Source organism: Pseudomonas sp. Marseille-Q7302 (assembly GCF_965111925.1).
In genome coordinates this window covers 3,296,661-3,319,975 of the sequence record NZ_CBCOPK010000001.1, presented here as the reverse complement: position 1 = coordinate 3,319,975, position 23,315 = coordinate 3,296,661, and the positions used below count along the sequence as shown (strand labels likewise).

The following is a 23,315-nucleotide window of genomic DNA, read 5'->3' as shown; positions in this document are numbered from 1 at the left end:
GCATGCAATTGGGAATCATCGGACTGGGCCGCATGGGCGGCAACATCGCACGGCGCTTGATGAAGCATGGACATGAAGTCGCGGTCTACGACCGCAGTGCCGATACCGTGGCCGACCTCGGCAAGGAAGGCGCCATCGCCACCGACGGTCTCGATGGCGTCATCGCTGCCCTGGCGCAGCCCCGTGCCATCTGGGTCATGCTGCCTGCCGGCGAGCCGACCGAGCAGACCATCGCCGAGCTGGCCGACCGCCTGGCTCCCGGTGACGTCATCATTGATGGCGGCAACACCTACTACAAGGACGACATCCGTCGCGCCAAGAGCCTGGCCGAGAAGGGCATCGACTATGTCGACGTCGGTACCTCCGGTGGTGTCTGGGGCCTGGAGCGCGGCTACTGCATGATGATCGGCGGCAAGTCCGAAGCCGTCGAGCGCCTGGAGCCCATCTTCGAAGCCCTGGCCCCTGGCTACGGCAGCATCGAGCGCACCCGTGGTCGCAACGCCCCGGACGAACGTGCCGAGCGTGGCTTCATCTTCACCGGTCCGGCGGGTTCGGGTCACTTCGTCAAGATGGTACACAACGGCATCGAATACGGCCTGATGCAGGCCTACGCCGAGGGCTTCGACATCCTCAAGATGAAGAACAGCGACAAGCTGCCGGAAGACGAGCGCTTCGACCTGGACCTGGCCGACATCGCCGAAGTCTGGCGTCGTGGCAGCGTGGTGTCCTCCTGGCTGCTGGACCTAACCGCCCAGGCCCTGGCCGGCGACGTCGAACTGGAGAAGTTCTCCGGCTCGGTGGCCGACAGCGGCGAAGGTCGCTGGACCATCGAGGCCGCCATCGAGGAAGCGGTACCGGTCAACGTCCTGTCCGCTGCCCTCTATGCGCGCTTCCGTTCCCGCCAGCAGGCCACCTACGCCGACAAGCTCTTGTCGGCCATGCGCTTCGGCTTCGGCGGCCACGTCGAAATCCCGCAGTAAAACCCTGGCCGTTCCCCTGTGGAGCGGCCACGGGCCGCGTCCCGGGGGACGGCACCAGCCGCCCTCGTGGATAAGGCCCTGTCATGACCGATTCTCCTGCCGTCTCCCCCAGCACCGCTTCCCAGGAACGGCGCTCCTGCACCAAAGCCCCCACTGCACCGCCAGCCACGCTGTTCCTCTTTGGCGCCAATGGTGACCTGGTCAAGCGCTTGCTGATTCCCTCGCTATACAACCTCCTGCGCGACGGGTTGCTCGACGACCGTACCCAGATCATCGGCGTCGACCACAATCCCAATACCGACGAGGGCTTCGCTGACCGCCTGGAAGCCTTTATCCGCGATCAGGCCGAGGCCAAGGGCAAGTCCCGTGACGAGGCGCTGGATCCTGACCTCTGGGGCCAGCTGCGCAGCCGCATCCGCTATCTACAGGGTGACTTCCTCGAAGACTCCACCTATGCAGCGGTGGGTGAGCGCATTGCCCAGGCCGATACCGACAATGCTGTCTTCTACCTGGCCACTGCCGCGCGCTTCTTTGGTGACGTGGCCGAGCGCCTGGGCAAGGCGGGACTGCTGAAGGAGAGTGGAGACGCCTATCGCCGACTGGTGGTGGAAAAACCCTTCGGCGCCGACCTGGCCAGTGCCCAGGCGCTGAACCAGCGCCTGCTGGCGAACATGGAAGAGGAGCAGATCTATCGGATCGACCACTACTTGGGCAAGGAGACGGTACAGAACATCCTGGTCAGCCGCTTTTCCAACGCGCTGTTCGAGTCGTTCTGGAACAACCACTACATCGATCACGTGCAGATCACTGCGGCGGAAACCGTGGGCGTGGAGTCGCGTGGTGACTTCTATGAGAAGACCGGCACCCTGAGGGACATGGTGCCCAACCACCTGTTCCAGCTGCTGGCCATGGTCGCCATGGAGCCGCCGGCGTCCTTCAACGCCACCTCGGTGCGCGATGAAAAGGCCAAGGTGGTCGGTGCCATCCGCCCCCAGACCACTGAAGAGGCCCTGGCCAATTCGGTGCGCGGCCAGTACGCCGCCGGGAAGATGAACGACAAGCCGGTGCGGGGCTATCGCGAAGAAGAACGCGTCGACCCGGACAGCCAGACCGAGACCTATGTGGCGCTCAAGTTGTTCGTCGATAACTGGCGCTGGGCCGGGGTGCCCTTCTACCTGCGCACTGGCAAGCGCCTGACCGCGCGCGACACCGAGATCGCCATCTGCTTCAAGCACGCGCCCTATGCGCAGTTCCGCGATACCAAGATCGACCGGATGCGGCCGAATTACCTGATCATCCAGATCCAGCCCGACGAAGGCATGTGGTTCGATTTCCACGCCAAGCGCCCGGGCCCTCTGGTGGAGCTGGAAAACATCCGCATGGGCTTCGCCTATACCGATTTCTTCGAAATGCAGCCGTCCACCGGTTACGAAACCCTGATCTACGATTCCCTGATCGGTGACCAGACGCTGTTCCAGCGCGCCGACAACATCGAGAACGGCTGGCGCGCCGTGCAACCTTTCCTCGACGCCTGGAAGCAGGGCGGCGAAGTGGAAAGCTATGCCGCAGGCAGTGCCGGCCCCGCCGGTGCCGATGAACTCCTGAAGAAGGACGGCCGCTCATGGCATCCGCTGACCTGATCCCCATTGACCTTTTGGTGTCGGATATCGACGGCACCTTGGTGCGTGATGACAAGAGCCTGAGCGATGCGGTGATGGCCGCCGTCAAGCGGCTGCAGGCGGCTGGCAAGGCCATTACCCTGGTCAGCAGTCGTCCGCCGCGAGCACTGCTGCCGCTGGTACGGCAGTTGGGAATCCACCAGGCGGTGGCCGGCTTCAACGGCGGCAATCTGGTGGAGGCGGACGGTACCCTGATCCGTGCCCATCGCCTGGCCGAAGCCGTGACCCGTCAGGTACTGGAGCGCCTGGACCGTGAAGCCTTCGAGGTCTGGCTGTTCGCCGATGACCTCTGGCTGACGCGTGACGGGCAGGGCGCCTACGTCCCGCGTGAGACCCGGGCGCTGGGATATGGGCCGACCGTGGTGGACTCCTTCGAGCCATACCTGGATCGGGTCGACAAGATCGTCGCCGCTGGTAGCGACCATGCAGGCCTCGAAGCCCTGGAGGGTGAACTGGGCGAGCAGCTGGGGGAGGGCGCCACGGTGCTGCGTTCCCAGCTCTACTACCTGGACATTACCCACCCCAAGGCCAACAAGGGCGACGCCCTCATCGAGCTGGCCCAGGCCGCGGGCGTACCCGTGGCGCGCACAGCGGCCATCGGTGATGGCAGCAACGATGTGCCCATGTTCCGCCAGGCGGGCCTGGCCATCGCCATGGGCCAGGCCGGTGCGGCGGTCCGCGAAGCCGCCGACCAGGTCACCGCCAGCAACCAGGAAGACGGCCTGGCCCAGGCCATCGATCGGTGGATCCTGGGAAGCTGATGGCTGGTAGGTGATGTTGGGCTTCGCTGCGCTCAACCCAACCTACGCGTCCTGTAGGTTGGGGGAGGCGGCTCCAGCGCCAAAGCCCAACAGGGCCTGCCTTCGTAACAGGTGGAAAAGGCTGCGCCGTTTTCCACCCTACGCAGGGTCAGGCGGGCGCTCCCTCTCCCTCCGGGAGAAGGCCGGGGTAAGGGCCGCCCAGACCCGCGCTAACCCTCGTTCTCCTCTCGATACCCCCGCACATGCTCCACCAGCGCCCGCAACTTGGGCGCCAGGTTGTGGCGACTCGGGTAGTAGAGATAGAAGCCGGCGAAGGGCGGTAGGTAATCCTCCAGCACCCGCTCCAGTTCGCCACGGTCCAGATAGGGCCTAAAGGTGTCCTCCATGCCGAAGGTGATGCCGCCACCAGCGAGGGCCGTGCGCACCATCAGCAGCATGTCATTGGTGGTGATCCGGGGCGAAACGGCCACGTCGAAGGCTCTACCGTTCTCGCTGAACTCCCAGCGCCAGGGCGCCACCTCCGGCGCCGGGCGCCAGCCGATGCAGCGGTGGTCCGACAGCTCACGCGGATGCCGAGGGCGGCCATGGCGGGCGAGATAGGCCGGTGTCGCTACCGCCACTTCACGCTGCGCGCCTGTCACCGGGATGGCGATCATGTCCTGTTCGATCACCTCGCCCAGGCGCACGCCGGCATCGAAGCCATGGGCGACGATATCGAATTCCTCGTCGGTGACCGTGATGTCCAGGGTCACCTCGGGATAGGCCGTGACGAAGTCGGCCAGCAGGGGACCGTCGAGAAAACGTTCGGCGATGGACGTGACCGCAACCCGCAACAACCCACGTGGTGGCCCCGCGTGGCTGGCGTCTTCCAAGGCGCCGAGCAGACTTGCCAGAGGCCCCGCGATTTGGCGCTGCAGGCGTTCGCCGGCTTCGGTCAGGCGCACGCTACGAGTGGTGCGTTGCACCAGGGAGCTGCCCAGTTCGTCTTCCAGACGGCGGATGGCCTGGCTTACTGCGGAGCGGCTGACGCCCAGGCGGTCTGCCGCCACGCGAAAGTTGTCCGCCGTTGCCACGGCGATAAAAACCTTGAGGAGATTCAGGTCCGTTTCCATTGGTAAGTCCGGCTAACCAAGGCAGTCAGGGGGCGGCGGCTTATCACGACAATGCGCGGTCGCTAAGGTGTTGGCAAGCCTGGACGCCCCGCTTCCGTAATCTGAGAGTGAGCGGGGCGTGGCTATACCAGTGAACACCCTGAAGTCATCCAAGAGGACTCATTCATGGCTATCGACAAGGTCGTACTCATCACCGGCGCTTCCAGTGGCATAGGGGCGGGCATCGCTCGCGAATTGGGTGCTGCCGGCTGCAAGCTGCTGCTCGGCGCCCGCCGTATCGACAGGCTGGAGGCGCTGGCGGCCGAGCTCAACGCGGCTGGCGGGAAGGTCGCCTGCCGCCGGCTGGACGTCACCGATGGCGCCGACATGGTTGCCTTCGTGCAGGCGGCCCGGAAGCGCTGGGGGCGGGTGGACGTCATCGTCAACAATGCCGGGATCATGCCGCTGTCGCCCATGGCGTCCCTCAAGACCGAAGAATGGATGCAGATGGTCGACGTCAACATCAAGGGCGTGCTCAACGGCATCGCCGCGGTGCTGCCGGAATTCACCACCCGCGGGGCCGGTCACGTGATCAACCTGGGCTCCATCGGCGCCCTGTCGGTGGTGCCCACGGCGGCGGTCTACTGCGCCACCAAGCATGCGGTACGGGCGATCTCCGAAGGACTGCGGCAGGAGCGTGAGGATCTGCGGGTCACCTGCATCCATCCGGGCGTGGTGGAAAGCGAGCTGGCGTCCACCATCACCGATCCCGCGGCACGGGCGATGATGGAGGACTATCGCGCCATCGCGCTGCAACCCGCGGCCATCGGCCGGGCGGTGCGTTATGCCATCGAGCAGCCGGACGACGTGGACGTCAACGAGATCGTCGTCCGTCCGACCCGCAGCGCCAACTAGACGGTTTCCGCCAGGGCTTCGAGAAAGCGCTCCAGCACCAGATTGGGCCGCCGTCCCTTGCGGGTGACGGCGGCCAGGGTGGTGTCGAAGTGGAAGCGGTCGGGGTCGAGGGCGCGCAATTGACCCTGAGTCACCCAGGGCTGGGCGACGTGATCGGGCAGATAGCCGATATAGCAACCGGTGAGGATGAGAAAGGCCACGCCTTCGCGATCCGAGGCACGCGCCGTGCAATTCAGGGCGGCATGGCGCTCATGCCCTTCCTGATTGAGTAGATGATTGGGGCCAACCGCGTCCTGGGTCGCCAGGATGCCCTCGTCCAGCGCCGCGTCGGCCATCTCGAACAGCGGATGGCTGCGGCTGCAGTAGAGCAGGGCGCGCTCTTCGTAGAGCGGCAGGTACTCCAGGCCGGCCAGGGCATTGATCAGCGGCAGCACGCCCAGGTGGAGATGGCCATCGAGCACGCCGGTCTCGATCTCGCTGGGCAGGGTCATGCCGATGTTGACCACCACGTCGGGCGCAGCGCGCTTGAGGGCGGCCAGGGCATGGGTAATGCGCATGCGCGGCTGGGTGACCAGGTTGTTGATGATGCCGAGATTCAGCTCGCCACGCAGGTGCTGGTGCAGCTGGTTGACCTCGCTGCGAAAGCCTTCCAGGGCGGCGAACAGCGACTGGCTGGCCTTGAGCACCTCGCGGCCTTCGTCGGTCAGCGAGAAACCGGCGCGACCGCGCTGACAGAGGCGCATGCCCAGGCGCTTTTCCAGATCGTTCATGTGCAGGCTGATGGCCGAGCGGGTGATGCCCAGCCGGCCTTCGGCGGCAGTGAAGCTGCCGCATTCCACCACCGTCTTGAACAGCCGCAACAGGCGGATCTCGAAATCGCCGACCTGGGCGAGCAGGGCCTTGCGCGTCGTCTTCATGACTGCCACCGCAAATGCGGGACAGCATAAGGCGCCTCGGTGACGGGCGCCAGCGACCGGCCTCAGGCGCCGATCAGGGCGCGACTGCGCTCCCGGGTGAGGTACTTGACCACCCAGACCGCCGCGATACAGCAAAGCAGGGTGATCAGCGTCAGGCACAGGCGCGTGCCCAGGTATTGGGCGAAGTTCTGCTCACCCAGCAGCCGTCCGAGCATGCGATAGGCACCCGCGAGATAGCCATGCAGGAAGTAGATGGCGAAGCTGTAGGCACCAAGCAGGGCCATGCCCTTGGCCATCCGGCTCTCGGTCCGACCCGGGACCCGGATCTGCTGGCTGAAAACGGCGAAGAGCAGGAAGCACAGCGCCAGTTTCTGCAGGCCATAGAAGGCGCTGTTCAACACCGCGGCGCCGCTCAACAGTAGCAAGGCTGCCAGTAGCCAATAGCGCGCCTGGGGCCGTTGCAGGCGCTCGCGCTGTTCGCAGGCCAGCATGCCGCACAGATAGATCGGCAGGAAGTGCAGTGCCGCCAGCAGCGGGTCGGCGTCATTGGCCGGGCGTTCGGAAATGAGGAAATAGACCAGGCCAACCATGGTCGCCGCAGGCAAGAGGCCGCGGTTGACGATCCATTCAAGCGCGGGCGCGAGCAGGAAAATCAGCGTCAGGGCCGGAATGAACCACAGTGGCCCCAGATGGGCGCCGGTAGCCAGCAGCAGCGCGGTCTGGGCGAAGGGCGGCCAGTCGTGGAAGGCATTCATGTCGATCCACTCGTGGTCCTGCTTGAGTCCGGAAACGTAGAGCAGCACGGCGGGGATGGAGATCAGCAGATAGGGCAGGATGACGTTCTGCAGCTTCTTGCCCAGATAGACCTGATAGCTGTACTTGCCCAGGTTGTAGCGAAAGAAGAAGCCGGAGAGGGCGACGAAGATGCAGGTGGTTTCCAGCGACAGCAGGTTCAGGGCGATCTGCTGATGTTCGGTGGTCTGGTAGCTGCCCACGGTCATGTGGTGAAAAACGATGAGAACGGCCGCCAGGCCGCGGATCCAGTTGAGCTGAATCAGCATTGGAGGGTTTCCTTGAGGAATAGGCAAACCACGCGCTCAGCCTCGGAGAGGGGCACGGGTCTGAGAAGCGGACAGATTGGGCACGCGGTAGAGACGGCGGACAGGCTACCGCGCCCGGCAAAACTACAGGCCGGGAAGAGAGGTGAGGCGAGCAAGCCTCGGCGCCACGGGACTACAGCGGCGGGCGGCCAGCTTAAAGTATTTCAAACAAATTATTGATCGCTAATCAGAATTTCTTTTTGCAGAATATTTCAGAGGATGAAATCTGCATGCTCGAACCGCTCTAGGGCAGGACTTTGCATGATCCCGTCATGAACCGCCTGACCTGCCTGGCAAGGTTCGGACCCAAGCGCATCGTTGCTAGCCGACCGCCATGTTGCGCAGGAGATTCTGCTCGAGGAAGCTGACGAAGCGTTGGCGAAACAACATGGTGTGCTCGTGGGCTGCCGCTTCGGCCTCGTCGCCATCCTGGCGTTCGATGGCGGCGACGATGCGGTCATGGTCGCGACCGAGCCGGGTGGAACCTGCGCTGTTCATGATGTAGTCGAAGTGCAGGTGCAGCAGCCGCTGCCCCTCGCCCAGCAGGCGATCGTAGCTGGCGGTGAGGTAGGCGTTCTTGCCGGCACGGGCGATCTCCAGGTGGAAGGCCTTGTTCAGTTCGGACATGGCCTGGAAGTCACCGCTGGCTACCGCGTCCAGGTAACGTACGTCGGCCTGCTTGATCGCTTCCAGCTCGCCCGGCGTACGGCGAATGGCGGCCAGACGCGTGACGGCGCGCTGCAGCAGGTCCAGCGCGGACACGTAGTTGGGAAATTCCTCGATCTCGAAAGGCGTCACCAGCAGGGTACGGTTGGGCAGGATGGTGACCAGTCCTTCGCTGGCCAGCCGTGCCAGGGCGTCGCGTACCGGTGAGCGTGACAGCCCGAACTGGGTCGCCAGCGAGGTCTCGTCCAGCGGCATGCCCGGCTTGAGCTGCAGGGTGAGGATCTGCCGGCGCAGTTCCTCATAGATATAGCGGCCACCGTGACGGCGGGCGGCAACGGCGGGATCGGCGTCTTTGGGGGCCATCGAGAAGGTCTTCACGCTCAAAGGTGGGGGAGGGCCAGTCTAGCATCGCACCTGCTGCGCTAACCGAAGCCCGCGCCCCAGGTGTCACTGAGCATGAAGCCGGCGGCAAGAGGGTCATCGGGATCTATACCCAGCTGTTGCAGGCCATACAGCCAGGCGCGCCCCGTGACCCGCGGCAGGACCGCGGGCCGGCCGGCCACCTCGGTCAGTCCGCGCAGACCAAGGGTGAATTCGCCACCAATGGTCGAGCGTGAGGTGAGCTGATCGCCTATCTTGACCAGTCCGCGCGCCGCGAGGGTGGCCAGATTCGCGGAGCTGCCGGTGCCGCACGGCGAGCGATCCACCCGCCCGGGTGGCAGGGTGGTGCAGGTCTGGTAGGTGCGAGCGTCCAGCCGGTGGCGGAACATCACGTAGGCGATCTCGTTGACGCTGGGCAGCAGCGGATGCTGGACACGGACCTGCCGCCCAATCTCGCTTTTGAGCGCCACGCCCAGTTCGGCCAGGGCTCGGGCATGCTCCGGTGCGATGCTCAGCCCGACTTGATCGACATCGATCAGCGCGTAATAGACGCCGCCAAAGGCGATGTCCACTGTCAGGGTGCCATGTTGGGCGGTAGGCACCTGCAGATCCAGGGCTTCGACGAAGGCCGGTACCATGTCCAGGGAGACATTCAGGCAGCGGCCATCGCGACACTCGGCCTGGGCCACTACCAACCCGGCCGGGGTATCCAGCGTGACCGTGGTCTGTGGCTCCTGCATCGGCAGGATGCCCAGTTCCAGCAGCGCGGTGACCACGCAGATGCAATTGCTGCCCGACATCGGGTGGGCCTTGTCCGCCTGCAGCACGATGAACCCTGCCTGGGCTTCCGGGCGGGTCGGCGGCAGCAGCAGGTTGACCGACATCTGCAGGCAGCCGCGCGGTTCCAGGGTCACCAAGCGTCTCAGGCTGTCGTCCACCTCGTTGAGGTAATTCATCTTGTCGAGCATGGTCCGGCCGGGCACGTCCAACACGCCTCCGGTGATGACCTTGCCGATCTCGCCTTCGCAATGGACGTCGGCCAGCTGCAACGTTTTCTTCCAGCGCATGGTAGCTGTCCTACTTGATGTACCAGCCCCAGGGCTGGTCGCTGTCGTAGCGGGTGATCTGCTTGGTTTCCAGGTAGTTCTGCAAGCCCCATTCCCCCAGTTCGCGGCCGATGCCGCTCTGTTTGTAGCCGCCCCAGGGGGCCTCGGTAAAGGTTGGCTGCGAGCAGTTGATCCAGACGATACCGGCGCGCAGGGCCCGGGCTACCCGCTCGCAGCGGGCCAGGTCGCGCGACATCACGGCGGCGGCCAGACCGAAGCGGGAGTCGTTGGCGCTGTGTACCGCCTCGGCTTCATCGTCGAAGGGCCGCACGCAGACCACCGGACCGAAGATCTCCTCGCGCCAGATCCAGCTGTCCTCGGCGACGTCGGCGAAGACCGTGGGTTGCACGTAGTACCCGGTGGTCAGGTGCGCCGGGCGCTCGCCGCCGGTGACCAGGCGAGCGCCTTCTTCGCGGCCGCGGGCGATGGCAGCGAGCACCTTTTCGTGCTGACCGCGACTCACCAGCGGACCGAGCAGCACGCCCGCCTCCAGACCCTGTCCCATGGTGATGCGCTGGGCCTCTTGCGCCAGGCGTTCCAGCAGCGGCTCATAGAGGTCGCGCTGCACCAGCACACGCGAGGTGGCCGAGCAGACTTCGCCCTGATTCCAGAAGATGCCGAACAGGATCCATTCGACGGCGGCGTCGAGCTCGGCGTCGGCGAAGATGACGAAGGGCGACTTGCCACCCAGCTCCAGGCTGATGTTTTTGATGTCGCGCGCGGCAGCCTGCATGATCCGGCTGCCGGTGGGCACGCTGCCGGTGAAGGCCAGCTTGTCGACGGCCGAATGCTCGGCCAGCGGGGCGCCCGCGTCCGCGCCCAGGCCGGTGACCACGTTGAGAACCCCGGGTGGCAATCCGGCCTGGTCGCAGATGCCGGCCAGTTCCAGGGCGGTCAGTGGAGTCAGCTCCGACGGCTTGAGCACCAGGGTGCAGCCGGCGGCCAGGGCTGGAGCGACCTTCCAGGCCGCCATCAGCAGTGGGAAATTCCAGGGGATGATGGCGCCGGCCACCCCGATGGGCTCTTGCCGGGCGACGGCGCTGAAGCGCGCATCGCTCAAGGCGATGGTTCGTTCGCGGTCCCGGTCCAGGCGTTCGGCCTGGTCGGCGTAGAAATCGAAGCAGCCGGCGGCGTCACCGATGTCCCACAGGGCTTCGGGGAGTGGCTTGCCATTGTCGCGCACCTCCAGCTCGGCGAGTGACTGCTGGCGCTCGCGGATCATCGCGGCGATGCGGCGCAGCACGGTCGCCCGTTCGGCGCCGCTCTGCCGCGGCCAGGGGCCTTCGTCGAAGGCGCGACGGGCCGCGTGGACAGCCAGGTCGATATCCTCGGCGGTCGCCGCGGCGACCTGGGCAAGGGAAGTCTCAAGGGCCGGATCGAGGGTCTCGAAGGTGCCGCCGCGCAGCGGGCGAACCCAGTGGCCATCGATGTACAGGTGGTCGTAGCGAACCATCAGCGAAGTCCTGTCAGAAGCGCGAAGCGCGGAAAGGATGGAGATCGAGGGTGCTCGTGCGTCCCCCGGCGAGATCGGCGATCAGCCGTCCCGTGGTAGCACCCAGGGTCAGGCCAAGCTGACCGTGACCGAAGGCGAGCAATACATTGGTCAGGCGCTGGCTGCGGTCGATGATCGGCTTGGTATCGGGCAGGAAGGGCCGATAGCCCACGCCATATTCGAGATCCGTGGTCCGCAGCTGCGGCAGCACGCGCCGGGCCTTTTCCAGAATGATGTCGGCCCGGGCGAAGTTGGGTTTGGCGCCCTCGCCGGCGAATTCGATGGTGCCGCCGATCTGCAGGCCGCGGGTCATGGGCGCGAAGCAGAAGCCGCCATCGGCATAGATGGTGGAGTGGCGGATTTCGACTTCGGGCTCTGGCAGCACCACCTGGTAGCCGGCGATGCCTGCCAGGGGTATCGAAAGTCCGAGCTGACCGAAAAAGGCCCGCGAGCCATTGCCCGCGGCGATGACCACCCGCTCGGCCGGCAGGCGGCGCCCGTCGGCCAGCGTGACCCCGGTGGCCTGTCCCTGATGTTCGTCGATCCGCGTCACCCGCTCGCGAATTCGGCGGCCGCCCGCCTGTTCGAAGCTGGCGGTGAGGGCGGCGATGAAGCCTTCGGTATCGCTGACCGCTCGCCAATCGGGAAACAGCAGGCCGTGCCTGAACCGACCGGCGAAGGCCGGCTCCAGATCGGCGATGGCGGCGGCGTCCAGTTCTTCTACCTGGAAACCCAGGCGCTCGCGCAACTCGAAGTGGTGACGCTCCTGGGCCAGTCCCTGAGGCGTGTCGAACACTTCGAGGATGGGCCGCTCGCCGAGCAGGCTTCGGTCGGGACAGGCCTCCAGCAGTACCCCGTAGTCGCGGTAGACGTCGCGGGTCAGGGTCGCCAGTTCCGCGGCGATTTCCTGGATGCGCGTCGGCCGGGCGCAGGCCAGGAATCTCAGGAACCACGGCAGGATGCCAGGTAGGGCGCTGGGCCTTAGCGCCAGCGGACCCCGCTGGTCCAGCAACCAGCCGGGCAGCTTCTTCAGGATGCCCGGCTTGGACAGGGGCACCACCTCGCTGACGGCCATCTGGCCACAGCTCCACTTGGCCGTGCTGTCGCCTGGTGCGGCAGGGTCGACCAGCGTCACCGCCAGACCATCCCGTTGCAGCCAGAGGGCGCAGCACACCCCGACGATACCGCCCCCGACCACTATCGCGGTCCGGGGAACGCCTGACTCCTGGTTCATAGTGCTCTCTCGCTGAATGGCGACCTGTCATGCGGACCGGATGGCGACTCATCCCGCCGAGCGGGTAAAGGCGCCTCCACGGTACCCGCGTGGTATGGCTCCGGCCTTTCCGGCGCCTGGCCTGTGAAGCCGCCGAAGCTGGGGTTCAGGGAAATCCTCCACCCACCCCCTTGGCGCCGGGGTGGGCTATCCCATCAGCGTTGCGAGGCTTCGAAGACGGCGCGGAAGTCGGCCTTCTCGGCGTCGCTCAGCGGCAACAGCGGCAGGCGCGCGTTACCCGAGTTGAACCCGGCCAGCTCGCATCCGTACTTCACCTTCTGGATGAACTTGCCCTGCTCCATGCTCGCCATCACCGGGAACAGCGAACGCATGACCGCCTGAGCCCCCTGGATGTCGCCGGCGGTGAAGGCCTTGTGGAAGGCGACGATCTGATCCGGGAAACAGTTGGCCGGCCCGCAGATCCAGCTGGTGGCGCCCCACAGGAAGAAGTCCAGTGCCTGGTCATCCGAGCCGCAGGACAACTGGTAGGCGCCCTTGAAGGTCTCGCCGATCTCGATGGCGCGCAACAGATTGCCGGAGCTTTCCTTGATGCCGATGACGCGCGGGTGATCGCGAAAGGCTTCCAGCACCGACGTGCCGACTTCGACGTTGGTGCGGATGGGGTAGTTGTAGAGGATGACGTTGATGTCGGCGAAGGTGTCCAGCACGACCTGATAATGGTTGATCAGCTCTTCCTGGGTCGGCAGGGCATAGAAGGGCGGGGCCAGCAGGATGTTGCTGAAGCCGCATTCGATGGCCTGGCGAATCTGCTCGATCACCTCACGGGTGCTGGCACCGTTGCAGTTGGCGATCAGGGTGCCCTTGCCTTCGGCTACCTCCTTGACCGTCTGCAGGACCAGGCGGCGTTCGGCGTTGTCGAGGGCGTAGTACTCGCCGGTGGAGCCCAGGGCCACGAAGCCGGACACCCCAGCCTTGAGTTGGTAGTCGACGATGGAGGCGAGCGTCGCGCAATCGACCTTGCCAGCTTTGTCGAACGGGGTTACGAGAGCGGGAAGGATGCCGTGCATGTTCATGGAGTTACCTCTTCGGGATGGGGGTTCAGTAGGCGAAGCGTCTCAGCAGCCGGGCCTCGACGAGGCCGACCAGACGGGTCAGGGGAAAGGCGATGCAGAAGTAGATGACGGCGACCGCCGAGAGGAACTCGACCGGTCGCGCCGTGCTGTTGGAAAGGTTCTGGCCGACGAACATCAGGTCCGCCACCCCGACCGAGGAGATCAGGGCGCTTTCCTTGAACAGGCTGATGACGTTCGAGAGCAGCGGCGGTATGGCGCGCAGCAGCGCCTGGGGAAAGATCACATAGAGCACCTTCACCCCGGGCGCCAGGCCGAGGGCCACGCAGGCATCGTGCTGTTCGCCGGCGATGGACTTGAGGGCGCCGCGAAAGGTCTCGCTGGTGATGGCTGCCATGAACAGGGTCAGGGAGATCACTACCGACACATAGGGCGAGATCGACAGGCCGAACACCACGGGAAAGCAGAAGAACACCCAGAAGAGCTGGATCAGTAATGGCGTGCCGCGAAAGAACTCCACATAGAGCCGGACCGGCGCCCGCAGCAGGCGACTGGGTGCCAGCTGGACCAGGCTCAGCCCGAAGCCCAGCAGGCTGCCCACCAGGGCGCAGCCGAGGGTGATGGTCAAGGTCAGCCCCAGACCCTTGAGCAGCACCTGCCAGTAGCCGAGGACGACGGAGAAGTCGAGGTGCATATCCATCTCAGCGCTCCAGGGCCGCGTCTTGGCGGCGTTCGACGAACCGCACCAGCTGGGCGATCGGCAGGGACAGGGCGAAGTAGATCAGGGCGATCAGCGAGTAGGTTTCCAGCGGGCGATAGGCTTCGGTGGCGATGGACTTGCCGATGTACATCAGGTCGGCCACGGCCACGATGGCGACCAGGGCGCTCTGCTGGAGGATGCCGATGCCATTGGTCATCAGTACCGGCAGGGCGCTGCGCAGCGCCTGCGGCAGCACCACATAGAGGGTACGGTTCAGCGGTCCCAGGCCGAGTGCGACGCTGGCGTCCAGATGTTCGCGCGGCACGGCCTGAACGCCGGCGCGGTAGGCCTCGGCATTGAAGGCGGTGAGGTTCAGGCCCAGCGCCAGCACGCCCATGGTGATGGGGTCGACGAAGACGTTGAACAGCATGGGCACGCAATAGAAGAACCAGACGATCTGCAGCAGGACCGGGGTGCAGCGGAAGAACTCGATGAACAGCTGGGCGGGCAGCCGTACCAGGCGCCAGCGATTCAGGGTCAGCAGGCACAGCAGGAAACCCAGCACCAGGCCCATGAGATTGGCGGCCAGGGCGAGTTGCAGGGTCACCTTGAGGCCCTGCCAGAGCGGGCCCAGGGTGCCGTTGAGGAAATGGAAGTCGAATTGGTAGTTCATGGCGCCGTCCTCAATCCAGGTGCAGGACCTTTTCCAGGAATTCCCGGGTACGGGGCTCGCGTGGACGGCGGAACAGTTCCTCGGGCGGGCCTTCCTCGACCGGCCGGCCGTTGGCGCAGAACACCACGCGGGTCGCGATGTGCTTGGCGAAATGCATGTCGTGGGTGACGATGATCATCGCCATGCGCTGCTCGGCCAGCTGCAGCATCACGTTCTGCACCTCGATCACCATTTCCGGGTCGAGGGCGGAGGTGACCTCGTCGAAGAGCATCAGCGCCGGTTCCAGCATCAGCGCGCGGGCGATGGCGACCCGCTGCTTCTGGCCACCCGAGAGCTGGCTGGGGTAGGCGTGCAGCTTGTTTTCCAGGCCCAGGCGGGCGAGGTACAGCCGGGCCTTTTCGGTGGCTTCCGCGCGGGACAGCCCGCGCACTTTCATGGGCGCCAGGACCAGATTGCCCAGCACCGACAGGTGGGGAAACAGGGTGTAGTGCTGGAAGACCATGCCGATCTGCCGGTGCAGTTCTCGATCCAGCACCTGACTGCGTCCGTTGCGACCTTCTATATAGGGCTGGCCCTGGAAGTGGATGCGGCCGTCCTGGATGCTTTCCAGCCCCATCATCACGCGCAGCAGCGAACTCTTGCCGCTGCCACTCGGGCCGATGATCACCAGACGGTCGTCGGCACGCATGTCCAGGCAGAAGTCGTCCATGACCTTGAGATCCGGGCCATAGCTCTTGCACACGTGCTGGAACTGGACGAAGCCATCGGGACCCGGGCGGGCCTCCGGTGCGGTGGTGGCAAGGGGCGTCGGCATGATGGAAACGGCTTTCATAGGGGCGAACTCCGGTAAGGACTCGTCAGGACGAGTCCTTTGTCTCAGCGGCGGATTACGGGGCTTTCTGGGCGTTGACCTGCTCGGAGGCCTTGTCCACGAGGGCGGCGATCTCACCCGTCTCGCGACGCTGGGTGAGATAGATGTTCAGCACCTGCATGTCGGCCCAGGAAATGTCGCGGCGCACGCCGAAGGCCACGCCCTGCTTGGCCAGCGCCGGCTTGGGCATTACTTCTTTGGCCCAGGTGGGGTTGGCGATGGCGAAGAGGTGATTGGTGTCGCTGGCGTCGACCAGCACGTCGGCGCGGCGCGACATCACCGCCAGACGTGTCTCGTCCATACCGGGCAGACGCATCACGGTCCCTTGCCTGATGACGGCGGAGATCGCCTTGTCCGCGGCCGTACCGGACATCACTGCGAAGGTCACGCCGGGTTTGTCGTAGTCCGCCAAGGTCTCGCCGGCCTGGGCCAGCTTGGGGTTGTCCTTGTTCAGCAACAGCGAGATCTGATAGTCGGTGGCGGCCGTGCTGAAGGCCACGGCCAGGGCCCGCTCGGGGGTCTGGTTGAGTGCCATGGCCAGATCCCACTTGCCGCCCTGCAGGCCGGCGACCAGGTTGTCCCAGTTGGTGTCGACGAACTCCACCTTGACCTTGAGCACCCGCTCGCCGAAGTCACGGCACAGATCGACGAAGTAGCCGCTGTATTTCGCCGAGGCGGCATCGCGCATCACATAGGGCGCGGCGACTGCGGCCCCGCATTTCAAGACGCCGGCTTTCTGGACCTGCTGCCACACGCCGGCCTGCTCGGCCCGAGCGGCTGGCTGCCAGAGCAGGGCGCCGGCGATTGCCAGACTACCCAGGACTGCACGAAGGGATTGCGAACGCGATAGACGCCGAGCCATAGCTGCTACTCCATTTGGACGATTGTTATAGGCAGGAGGCAAAAAAGCTTTTTTGTGTGTGTCGTTGTATTCAGCGCTGCATGCAGATTAGGAGTGGCGAAATCGGGCTGTCAACGACCTTCGTCATCGAAGGAGCGGACTGCCAAAGCGGGCCTCGGCTGCAAAGACGAGGTAAGGCGTTGTTTTCTCGATATAAAACGATGGTGAGAGGTGGAGGAAAGAAATTTTGCAGACGCCCGATACCTGAGTTGCGTGAGTTTTTATAAATTCAAGCGCAAGAAAAAAGCCATTTAACTCACGCAAGACGCGGCGCATTCTGCAGGCTCATCGTCCCGCCCGAGGCCCTGTCATGAACCAGCCGCTGACCGTTTCCCCGCCCGTCTCCGCCCAGCTCAATCTGCGCGCCCACTGGATGCCCTTCACCGCCAATCGTGCCTTCCAGAAGGATCCACGCATCGTAGTGGCCGCCGAGGGCAGCTGGCTGACGGACGATCAGGGACGGCGCATCTATGACAGCTTGTCCGGTCTCTGGACCTGCGGCGCCGGGCATTCGCGCAAGGAAATCCAGGAGGCCGTGGCGCGTCAGCTGGGCACCCTCGACTACTCGCCAGGCTTCCAGTACGGCCATCCGCTGTCCTTCCAGCTGGCCGAGAAGATGGCCGAGCTGACCCCGGCGGGTCTGGACCACGTCTTCTTCACCGGCTCGGGTTCCGAGAGCGCCGATACCTCGGTCAAGCTGGCGCGGGCCTACTGGCGCATCAAGGGTCAGCCGGCCAAGACCAAGCTGATCGGTCGTGCCCGTGGCTACCATGGCGTCAACATCGCCGGTACCAGCCTGGGCGGCATCGGCGGCAATCGGAAGATGTACGGCTCCTTCATGGACGTCGACCACCTGCCCCATACCCTGCAACCCGGCATGGCCTTCACCAGGGGCATGGCCGAGACCGGTGGCGTCGAGCTGGCCAATGAACTGCTCAAGCTGATCGAACTGCACGATGCCTCGAACATCGCCGCCGTCATCGTCGAGCCCATGTCAGGTTCGGCCGGGGTGATCGTGCCGCCGGTGGGCTATCTGCAACGCCTGCGCGAGATCTGTACCCAGCACGACATCCTGCTGATCTTCGACGAGGTCATCACTGCCTTTGGCCGCATGGGACGTCACACCGGCGCCGAATACTTCGGCGTGACGCCAGACCTGATGAACGTCGCCAAGCAGGTCACCAATGGCGCCGTACCCCTGGGGGCGGTAATCGCCAGCAGCGCCATCTATGACACCTTCATGAATCAGGCCACGCCGGAGCACATCGTGGAGTTTCCCCACGGCTACACCTATTCGGCCCACCCGGTGGCTTGCGCCGCGGGACTAGCGGCGCTGGAGCTCATGGAGCGGGAGAACCTCGTACAACAGGCCGCCGAGCTGGCGCCGATGTTCGAAGCCTCGCTGCATGGCCTCAAGGGTGCCAAGCACGTGGTGGACATCCGCAACTGCGGCCTGGCCGGTGCCCTGCAGCTCGCGCCGCGCGATGGCGATGCGGTGATCCGCCCCTATGAGGCCGGTATCGCCCTGTGGAAGGCCGGCTTCTATGTCCGCTTCGGGGGCGACACCCTGCAATTCGGGCCTACCTTCAATGCCAAGCCCGAGGACCTGGATCGCGTCTTCGCCGCCGTCGGTGACGTCCTCAACCGCCTCGACTGATTTCCCTTTTCTGGCGCTCCCCTAGGGAGCGCCAACCTCTCGTACAAGGAGTCCCTTCATGAGTCTCAAGCATCTCATCGGCGGCCAGCTGGTCGACGGTGGCAGCCGCCGCGCGCCGGTCTACAACCCTTCCACTGGCGCGGTGATCCGCGAAGTGCCCCTGGCCGATGCCGCCACCCTGCAACAGGCCATCGATGCCGCCCAGGCCGCCTTTCCGGCCTGGCGCAACACCCCGCCGGCCAAGCGCGCCCAGGTGCTGTTCCGCTTCAAGCAACTGTTGGAGAGCAACGAAGAGCGCCTGGTCCAGTTGATCAGCGAGGAGCACGGCAAGACCCTGGAAGACGCCGCCGGCGAATTGCGTCGCGGCATCGAGAACGTCGAATACGCCACTGCCGCCCCCGAGCTGCTCAAGGGTGAGTACAACCGCAATGCCGGTCCCAGCATTGACACCTGGTCCGACTTCCAGCCCCTGGGCGTTGTCGCCGGCATTACCCCCTTCAACTTCCCGGCCATGGTGCCCCTGTGGATGTATCCGCTGGCCATCGCCTGCGGCAATACCTTCATCCTCAAGCCCAGCGAGCGCGACCCCAGTTCCACCCTGGCCATCGCCCAGCTGTTCGAAGAAGCTGGTCTGCCCAAGGGCGTGCTCAACGTGGTGCATGGCGACAAGGAAGCCGTGGACGGCCTGATCGACGCACCCGAGGTCAAGGCACTGAGCTTCGTCGGCTCCACCCCCATCGCCGAGTACATCTATGCCCGCGGCACGGCCAAGGGCAAGCGCGTCCAGGCCCTGGGCGGCGCCAAGAACCACGCGGTGGTCATGCCGGACGCCGACCTGGGCAACACCGTCAATGCCCTGATGGGTGCCGCCTACGGCTCTTGCGGCGAGCGCTGCATGGCCATCTCGGTGGCGGTCTGCGTCGGTGATCAGGTCGCCGATGCGCTGATTGCCCGCCTGGTACCGGAGATCGAGAAACTCAAGGTCGGTCCGGGCACCCAATGTGGCCTGGACATGGGCCCGCTGGTGACCGGCGCGCACTTGGACAAGGTCACCGGCTACGTCGCCGATGGCGTGGCCACGGGTGCCAAGCTGGTGGTGGACGGCCGCAGCCTCAAGGTCGCCGATCACGAGGACGGCTTCTTCCTCGGCGGCTGCCTGTTCGATCAGGTCACCCCGGAGATGCGCATCTACAAGGAGGAGATCTTCGGGCCGGTACTCTGCGTGGTACGGGTCAGGAGCCTGGAAGAGGGCGTCGCCCTGATCAACGCCCACGAATACGGTAACGGCACCTGCATCTTCACCCGCGATGGCGAAGCGGCCCGGCTGTTCGCCGACCAGATCGAAGTAGGCATGGTCGGCATCAACGTGCCGCTGCCGGTGCCGGTGGCCTACCACAGCTTCGGCGGCTGGAAGAGATCGCTGTTCGGCGACCTTCACGCCTATGGCCCCGACGGCGTGCGCTTCTACACCCGTCGCAAGACCATCACCCAGCGCTGGCCGCAACGTGAGACCCATGAGGCCTCGCAGTTCGCCTTCCCCAGCAACGGCTGAGTCAAGCGGGTGATGGCAAAGCTGGCGTCACAGGCGCCAGCTTTGCGGCGTCAGCACTCTCCAACGTCCTGCTGGCAGTTGATTTGAGGCGAATTGAAGCTTCTTCTCGCGCATGGACTTCCTCGACGGCTATGGCTCCAGTCAAGGCTGGACGCTCCCTGTCTTGGCTGGTGGAGCAGCGTGCCACCCAGTGCATGCTTTCTGTTCAGACGCTTATTGCCTGAGAAAAAGATGAACAAACCCTTGCTTGGTCAGACGGTATTGGTCACTGGCGCATCTGGCGACATTGGAGGGGCCATCGTTCGGCAGATAGCTGGCCAAGGGGGCGAGGTCATCATCCATTACAGTAGAGATAAAGGACGTGCCGAGCATCTGCTCGCCAGTATCGGTGGCGCTGGGCATCTTGTTTGTGGCGACCTAGGAACCGAGGGTGGGCCTCTTGAGTTGTGGCACCAAGCTATGGCGATCACGGGTCGTATAGATGCCTTGGTGAATAATGCCGGTGTCCGCAACGAGGTTTCGGTGGAGGCTGCCCCTGCGGAATGGCAGAGGACTTGGCGGAGAGAGTTTCAGATCAATTTCTTTGCCGCTGCGGACCTATGCAAGGAGGCCATAATCCATTTCAGGTCGAACGGAGGTGGCCGCATCGTCAATATGGCAAGCCGGGCCGGGCAGCGGGGCTATTCCGCTGATGCCATGCAGTATGGGGCGTCGAAAGCGGCACTCATCAATCTGACCAAATCCATTGCTACCTCATTCGGCGCTGACGGGATCACTGCTGTGGCTATAGCGCCTGGCTGGGTGGGTACCGAAATGGCAGAAAGCTTCATGGCTATTCATGGTCAGCAAGCTGTGACGCGGGATATTCCGATAGGCCGGGCTGTTGCACTGGAAGAACTTGCCGAGTTGGTAGCCTTTGTTCTACGGACTTCGCAGCGCTCATTAAACGGCGCCACTCTTGATATCAATGGTGCGAGTTACATCCGATAACGATGCCTGCATCTTCACCCGTGCAGTGAGGCGGCACCGCTATTCGTTTTCCGTAGCACGCCTGAAGGTTGGAAAAACCCATTCCTTGGCCTGCCGCACAGCAGGCCGGCCAAGGAAGGCTTTACCCTTCGGCTGCCCTCCATTGCCGAAGCTTCCATGCCTGCCCCTACCTTCACAGCCGTCGCCCGTCTCGGGTGTGTGATTGGCCTCTTGCTCGCGAGTCTTACCGGCTGCAGCCGTCAGGCCGCCCAGGATATCGCCCAGCAATTCGGCAAGACCCGCCCCAGCGAATTCCTACAGACCAGCTCCGATCGCATGGCTACCCTTGCCATGCAGGCCAATCTGCAGAGCCTGTACCTGCTGATGAACAAGCTCTATCTGCGCAATCCGGCCGAGTGGAAGAAGACCGGCCTGCCCGATGCCGCCAGCGCCGAGCGGGAGATCCGCACGGCCATCGAGCAGCGCCGCAGCCTGCCGGCCCTGGGCGGTCGACGCGATGTGGCGGCCCTGAGCTACGTGCTGGACGACGACTATCACGGCGACCGTGTCGGCGCCTTCATCTACGCCATTGGCAGCATGATCATCGCGGCCCATGGCAATCGCACCGAGTTCTACATCACCGATGTGGTGAATGCGCGCTTCGTCAACAACGCCGCCCGCAACATCGAGAAGGCCACCTGGCTGCTGGGCCAGCGCAAGAATGCCGACGGCGAACCCCTGCTGTTCGCCAACGAGATCTCGGAGGAGGGCAGCAACCTCAGCTTCGCCACCGAGTTCGGCAAGATCGTCGCCCGGCTGGACCTGCTCGCCCAGTTGCTGGACGAACGCTACCGGCGCATCGGCGTCAACTACGCCCAGAGTCTGCTGTTCCTCAATTTCCTGCCGGTGCAGTAGCGCCTTCGACAGGGCGTCCCTTAGAGTCGAGAGACTTCACAACCATAACAAGAGGTTCTCTCATGGTCGCTGCCTTGCGCATCGCCCTCATCGGCGCCGGCAACATGGGCCGCCAGCATCTGCATCATCTTCAATCCGTGCCGAGTGCTCGGCTGTGCGGCCTGGCCGATCCCGATCCGATGGCGGCCGAGCTCGCCCCGCAATGGGCCGTGCCGCATTTCCGCGATCATCGCCAGCTGCTGGAAACCGTGCGCCCGGAAGCGGTGATCGTCGCCAATCCCAATGCCCTGCACGTCGCCACCGCCCTTGATTGCTTAGTCCTCGGCATCCCGCTGCTGCTGGAGAAGCCCGTGGGGACCACGTCAGAAGAGGTGGCTCAGCTGCTGCACGCCCAGCGCGACCGGCGCGTGGCACTGCTGGTCGGTCATCATCGTCGTCACAATCCGCTGATCGCCAGGGCTCATGAATTGTTGCGCAAGGGCGTGCTTGGCCGTCTGGTCACCGTCACCGCGCTGTGGCAACTGCAGAAGCCTGAGTGCTATTTCGAGAGTGCCTGGCGCCGCGAAGCGGGGGCCGGGATGCTGCTCACCAACCTGATCCATGACCTCGACCTGCTGCGTCATCTCTGTGGCGAGGTGCACCAGGTCCAGGCTTTCGCCGACAACGCCCTGCGCGGCTACGCCAATGCCGACAGTGCCGTGATCAGCCTGCAATTCGAGAGCGGCGCCCTGGGCAGTCTCACCGCCAGTGACGGCGCCGTCGCGCCCTGGAGCTGGGAGCTCACCAGTGGCGAGAATCCGGTCTATCCCCACCAGCCGGACCAGTCCTGCTACCTCTTCGCCGGAACCGAAGGCGCCCTGAGCGTGCCGCAGCTGCGCCTCTGGCACTATGCCGAGCCGGGCGCCGGCTGGCACCAGCCGCTTGGAGCAGAGATGCGGGCCGCGACCCCGGACGAGGCCTTGCGTCTGCAGCTGGAGCACTTCGTGCGGGTCGCGCGGGGATTGGAGGCCCCCCTGGTCAGTGCCGAGGATGCCGCCCGTACCCTGGCGCTGGTGGCCGCCGTGGAGCGTGCCGCCGCCAGCGGCACGGCGCAGCACCCGGCAGCACCCTTGCCAGACTAGAGGTCCTTACAGCGGCTTGGTCAGTTCCTTGGCCCGGTCGTAGGCCTTGGAGAACCCCTTGAGCGACAGGCTTTCGCTGGCGGTCTCGCCATTGGCGACCGGCGTGGTCACGGTCAGGCGACCGCCGCGCTGCAGCTGCTTGAAGACATCGCCGACGAACTCCACCGGCACCACGCAGCCCTGGGGAATGCAGGTATGGAAGGGGCGATTCTCCAGGCTGCGCTTGTCGATCTGCAGCGAGATCGGCTTGGTCACGGCCACGCCGAACGGCAGCACCAGGATGCCGTCCACGCCTTCGCGATTGGGGCGCAGTTCAGTGACCAGCATGCGCTGGCCCTTGGCGCTGTCCTTCTGCTGGGTCAGGGCGCAGAGCTGCGCGGAGCGCTCCGCGTTGCGGGCGATGCGGCAGATCACCTGCCAGTCGCCATACTTCTCCGTGACCGACGGCTGCGGTTCCTGGGCGTTGTTGGGCGCCGACTGGGCGAAGGCCTGGCCGGCGAGCAGCAGAGGCGCAAGGAACAGGGCCGGGCGGAGGAAGCGATAAGACATGGAGAGTCCTTGGCA

General features: G+C 64.8%; 22 protein-coding genes. 9 read left to right on the top strand and 13 right to left on the bottom strand.

Translation table 11 applies throughout. From position 1 onward, the window contains the following. Window positions 1-2: 2 nt before the first annotated feature. The 3 genes from gnd to ACWPW1_RS15485 all read left to right on the top strand — a co-directional run bounded on the left by gnd (window position 3) and on the right by ACWPW1_RS15485 (window position 3,420). Window positions 3-980, top strand: coding sequence for a phosphogluconate dehydrogenase (NAD(+)-dependent, decarboxylating) (gnd, locus tag ACWPW1_RS15495; RefSeq protein ID WP_059315593.1), 978 nt, complete (start codon window positions 3-5; stop codon window positions 978-980). 83 nt (window positions 981-1,063) lie between these two features. Beyond that, the gene (gene zwf, locus ACWPW1_RS15490) at window positions 1,064-2,620 is read left to right on the top strand and encodes a glucose-6-phosphate dehydrogenase (RefSeq protein ID WP_434774598.1); all 1,557 of its coding nucleotides are present in this window, start codon (window positions 1,064-1,066) and stop codon (window positions 2,618-2,620) included. Beyond that, window positions 2,602-3,420, top strand: coding sequence for a Cof-type HAD-IIB family hydrolase (locus ACWPW1_RS15485; protein ID WP_434774597.1), 819 nt, complete (start codon window positions 2,602-2,604; stop codon window positions 3,418-3,420). Before zwf ends, ACWPW1_RS15485 begins: the two co-directional genes overlap by 19 nt. Before the next feature lie 209 nt (window positions 3,421-3,629). Here the strand turns inward: ACWPW1_RS15485 and ACWPW1_RS15480 are convergent, their stop codons facing one another. Continuing rightward, window positions 3,630-4,532 (bottom strand): LysR substrate-binding domain-containing protein, encoded by a 903-nt coding sequence (locus tag ACWPW1_RS15480; RefSeq protein ID WP_434774596.1) that lies wholly within the window; start codon window positions 4,530-4,532, stop codon window positions 3,630-3,632. A gap of 165 nt (window positions 4,533-4,697) precedes the next feature. On the opposite strand from ACWPW1_RS15480, the gene ACWPW1_RS15475 reads away from it, so the two are divergent. After that, window positions 4,698-5,426, top strand: coding sequence for an SDR family NAD(P)-dependent oxidoreductase (locus ACWPW1_RS15475; RefSeq protein ID WP_434774595.1), 729 nt, complete (start codon window positions 4,698-4,700; stop codon window positions 5,424-5,426). On the opposite strand, the gene ACWPW1_RS15470 is transcribed toward ACWPW1_RS15475, so the two are convergent. The 11 genes from ACWPW1_RS15470 to ACWPW1_RS15420 all read right to left on the bottom strand — a co-directional run bounded on the left by ACWPW1_RS15470 (window position 5,423) and on the right by ACWPW1_RS15420 (window position 16,498). Next, a complete protein-coding gene (locus tag ACWPW1_RS15470) occupies window positions 5,423-6,343 on the bottom strand; it encodes a LysR family transcriptional regulator (protein WP_271655494.1) in 921 nt (306 codons plus the stop codon). The two genes, ACWPW1_RS15475 and ACWPW1_RS15470, sit on opposite strands and share 4 nt — an antisense overlap. 62 nt (window positions 6,344-6,405) lie before the next feature. Continuing rightward, complete coding sequence (locus ACWPW1_RS15465) at window positions 6,406-7,404, bottom strand: acyltransferase family protein (protein WP_059315587.1); 999 nt, start codon at window positions 7,402-7,404, stop codon at window positions 6,406-6,408. Window positions 7,405-7,764: 360 nt separating this feature from the next. Continuing rightward, entirely contained in the window at window positions 7,765-8,472 is a 708-nt protein-coding gene (locus ACWPW1_RS15460) for a GntR family transcriptional regulator (RefSeq protein WP_059315586.1), read from the bottom strand. A 59-nt stretch (window positions 8,473-8,531) separates the two neighbouring features. Continuing rightward, entirely contained in the window at window positions 8,532-9,557 is a 1,026-nt protein-coding gene (locus ACWPW1_RS15455; RefSeq protein WP_454253363.1) for a proline racemase family protein, read from the bottom strand. A 10-nt stretch (window positions 9,558-9,567) separates the two neighbouring features. Then, window positions 9,568-11,049, bottom strand: a complete 1,482-nt coding sequence (locus ACWPW1_RS15450) for an aldehyde dehydrogenase family protein (RefSeq protein ID WP_454253362.1) — start codon at window positions 11,047-11,049, stop codon at window positions 9,568-9,570. A 13-nt stretch (window positions 11,050-11,062) separates the two neighbouring features. Beyond that, window positions 11,063-12,322, bottom strand: coding sequence for an FAD-dependent oxidoreductase (locus ACWPW1_RS15445; RefSeq protein WP_434774592.1), 1,260 nt, complete (start codon window positions 12,320-12,322; stop codon window positions 11,063-11,065). A gap of 194 nt (window positions 12,323-12,516) precedes the next feature. Further along, the gene (locus ACWPW1_RS15440) at window positions 12,517-13,395 is read right to left on the bottom strand and encodes a dihydrodipicolinate synthase family protein (protein ID WP_017642041.1); all 879 of its coding nucleotides are present in this window, start codon (window positions 13,393-13,395) and stop codon (window positions 12,517-12,519) included. Between the two features lie 25 nt (window positions 13,396-13,420). Next, window positions 13,421-14,086, bottom strand: coding sequence for an amino acid ABC transporter permease (locus tag ACWPW1_RS15435; protein WP_454253931.1), 666 nt, complete (start codon window positions 14,084-14,086; stop codon window positions 13,421-13,423). Between the two features lie 7 nt (window positions 14,087-14,093). Next, complete coding sequence (locus tag ACWPW1_RS15430; protein ID WP_017642043.1) at window positions 14,094-14,765, bottom strand: amino acid ABC transporter permease; 672 nt, start codon at window positions 14,763-14,765, stop codon at window positions 14,094-14,096. Between the two features lie 10 nt (window positions 14,766-14,775). Then, window positions 14,776-15,597: an amino acid ABC transporter ATP-binding protein gene (locus ACWPW1_RS15425; protein WP_454253361.1), complete on the bottom strand. Its 822-nt coding sequence runs from the start codon at window positions 15,595-15,597 to the stop codon at window positions 14,776-14,778. A gap of 55 nt (window positions 15,598-15,652) precedes the next feature. Then, complete coding sequence (locus tag ACWPW1_RS15420; RefSeq protein WP_454253360.1) at window positions 15,653-16,498, bottom strand: transporter substrate-binding domain-containing protein; 846 nt, start codon at window positions 16,496-16,498, stop codon at window positions 15,653-15,655. Window positions 16,499-16,847: 349 nt separating this feature from the next. On the opposite strand from ACWPW1_RS15420, the gene ACWPW1_RS15415 reads away from it, so the two are divergent. From ACWPW1_RS15415 to ACWPW1_RS15395, 5 genes are all read left to right on the top strand, one after another. Continuing rightward, window positions 16,848-18,194 (top strand): aminotransferase class III-fold pyridoxal phosphate-dependent enzyme, encoded by a 1,347-nt coding sequence (locus tag ACWPW1_RS15415; RefSeq protein ID WP_454253359.1) that lies wholly within the window; start codon window positions 16,848-16,850, stop codon window positions 18,192-18,194. Window positions 18,195-18,252: 58 nt separating this feature from the next. Further along, window positions 18,253-19,746, top strand: coding sequence for a CoA-acylating methylmalonate-semialdehyde dehydrogenase (locus tag ACWPW1_RS15410; protein WP_454253358.1), 1,494 nt, complete (start codon window positions 18,253-18,255; stop codon window positions 19,744-19,746). Between the two features lie 231 nt (window positions 19,747-19,977). Next, a complete protein-coding gene (locus ACWPW1_RS15405; RefSeq protein ID WP_454253357.1) occupies window positions 19,978-20,736 on the top strand; it encodes an SDR family NAD(P)-dependent oxidoreductase in 759 nt (252 codons plus the stop codon). Between the two features lie 156 nt (window positions 20,737-20,892). Then, entirely contained in the window at window positions 20,893-21,630 is a 738-nt protein-coding gene (locus ACWPW1_RS15400; protein WP_271655485.1) for a hypothetical protein, read from the top strand. Window positions 21,631-21,692: 62 nt separating this feature from the next. Further along, on the top strand, window positions 21,693-22,751 hold the full coding sequence (locus ACWPW1_RS15395; protein ID WP_454253356.1) for a Gfo/Idh/MocA family protein: 1,059 nt from the start codon (window positions 21,693-21,695) through the stop codon (window positions 22,749-22,751). A 6-nt stretch (window positions 22,752-22,757) separates the two neighbouring features. Here the strand turns inward: ACWPW1_RS15395 and ACWPW1_RS15390 are convergent, their stop codons facing one another. Then, window positions 22,758-23,300 (bottom strand): invasion associated locus B family protein, encoded by a 543-nt coding sequence (locus ACWPW1_RS15390; protein WP_059315576.1) that lies wholly within the window; start codon window positions 23,298-23,300, stop codon window positions 22,758-22,760. Window positions 23,301-23,315: the final 15 nt, after the last annotated feature.

Bases quoted from the DNA above. Each gene is read 5' to 3' on its own strand.
- ACWPW1_RS15430 (WP_017642043.1), bottom strand. From the start codon at position 14,765: ATGAACTACCAATTCGACTTCCATTTCCTCAACGGCACCCTGGGCCCG.
- zwf (WP_434774598.1), top strand. From the start codon at position 1,064: ATGACCGATTCTCCTGCCGTCTCCCCCAGCACCGCTTCCCAGGAACGG.
- ACWPW1_RS15485 (WP_434774597.1), top strand. From the start codon at position 2,602: ATGGCATCCGCTGACCTGATCCCCATTGACCTTTTGGTGTCGGATATC.
- ACWPW1_RS15470 (WP_271655494.1), bottom strand. From the start codon at position 6,343: ATGAAGACGACGCGCAAGGCCCTGCTCGCCCAGGTCGGCGATTTCGAG.
- ACWPW1_RS15395 (WP_454253356.1), top strand. From the start codon at position 21,693: ATGGTCGCTGCCTTGCGCATCGCCCTCATCGGCGCCGGCAACATGGGC.
- ACWPW1_RS15410 (WP_454253358.1), top strand. From the start codon at position 18,253: ATGAGTCTCAAGCATCTCATCGGCGGCCAGCTGGTCGACGGTGGCAGC.
- ACWPW1_RS15390 (WP_059315576.1), bottom strand. From the start codon at position 23,300: ATGTCTTATCGCTTCCTCCGCCCGGCCCTGTTCCTTGCGCCTCTGCTG.
- ACWPW1_RS15440 (WP_017642041.1), bottom strand. From the start codon at position 13,395: ATGAACATGCACGGCATCCTTCCCGCTCTCGTAACCCCGTTCGACAAA.
- ACWPW1_RS15450 (WP_454253362.1), bottom strand. From the start codon at position 11,049: ATGGTTCGCTACGACCACCTGTACATCGATGGCCACTGGGTTCGCCCG.
- ACWPW1_RS15465 (WP_059315587.1), bottom strand. From the start codon at position 7,404: ATGCTGATTCAGCTCAACTGGATCCGCGGCCTGGCGGCCGTTCTCATC.
- ACWPW1_RS15425 (WP_454253361.1), bottom strand. From the start codon at position 15,597: ATGAAAGCCGTTTCCATCATGCCGACGCCCCTTGCCACCACCGCACCG.
- ACWPW1_RS15435 (WP_454253931.1), bottom strand. From the start codon at position 14,086: ATGCACCTCGACTTCTCCGTCGTCCTCGGCTACTGGCAGGTGCTGCTC.
- ACWPW1_RS15460 (WP_059315586.1), bottom strand. From the start codon at position 8,472: ATGGCCCCCAAAGACGCCGATCCCGCCGTTGCCGCCCGCCGTCACGGT.
- ACWPW1_RS15400 (WP_271655485.1), top strand. From the start codon at position 20,893: ATGCCTGCCCCTACCTTCACAGCCGTCGCCCGTCTCGGGTGTGTGATT.
- ACWPW1_RS15445 (WP_434774592.1), bottom strand. From the start codon at position 12,322: ATGAACCAGGAGTCAGGCGTTCCCCGGACCGCGATAGTGGTCGGGGGC.
- ACWPW1_RS15455 (WP_454253363.1), bottom strand. From the start codon at position 9,557: ATGCGCTGGAAGAAAACGTTGCAGCTGGCCGACGTCCATTGCGAAGGC.
- ACWPW1_RS15405 (WP_454253357.1), top strand. From the start codon at position 19,978: ATGAACAAACCCTTGCTTGGTCAGACGGTATTGGTCACTGGCGCATCT.
- ACWPW1_RS15480 (WP_434774596.1), bottom strand. From the start codon at position 4,532: ATGGAAACGGACCTGAATCTCCTCAAGGTTTTTATCGCCGTGGCAACG.
- ACWPW1_RS15420 (WP_454253360.1), bottom strand. From the start codon at position 16,498: ATGGCTCGGCGTCTATCGCGTTCGCAATCCCTTCGTGCAGTCCTGGGT.
- ACWPW1_RS15415 (WP_454253359.1), top strand. From the start codon at position 16,848: ATGAACCAGCCGCTGACCGTTTCCCCGCCCGTCTCCGCCCAGCTCAAT.
- gnd (WP_059315593.1), top strand. From the start codon at position 3: ATGCAATTGGGAATCATCGGACTGGGCCGCATGGGCGGCAACATCGCA.
- ACWPW1_RS15475 (WP_434774595.1), top strand. From the start codon at position 4,698: ATGGCTATCGACAAGGTCGTACTCATCACCGGCGCTTCCAGTGGCATA.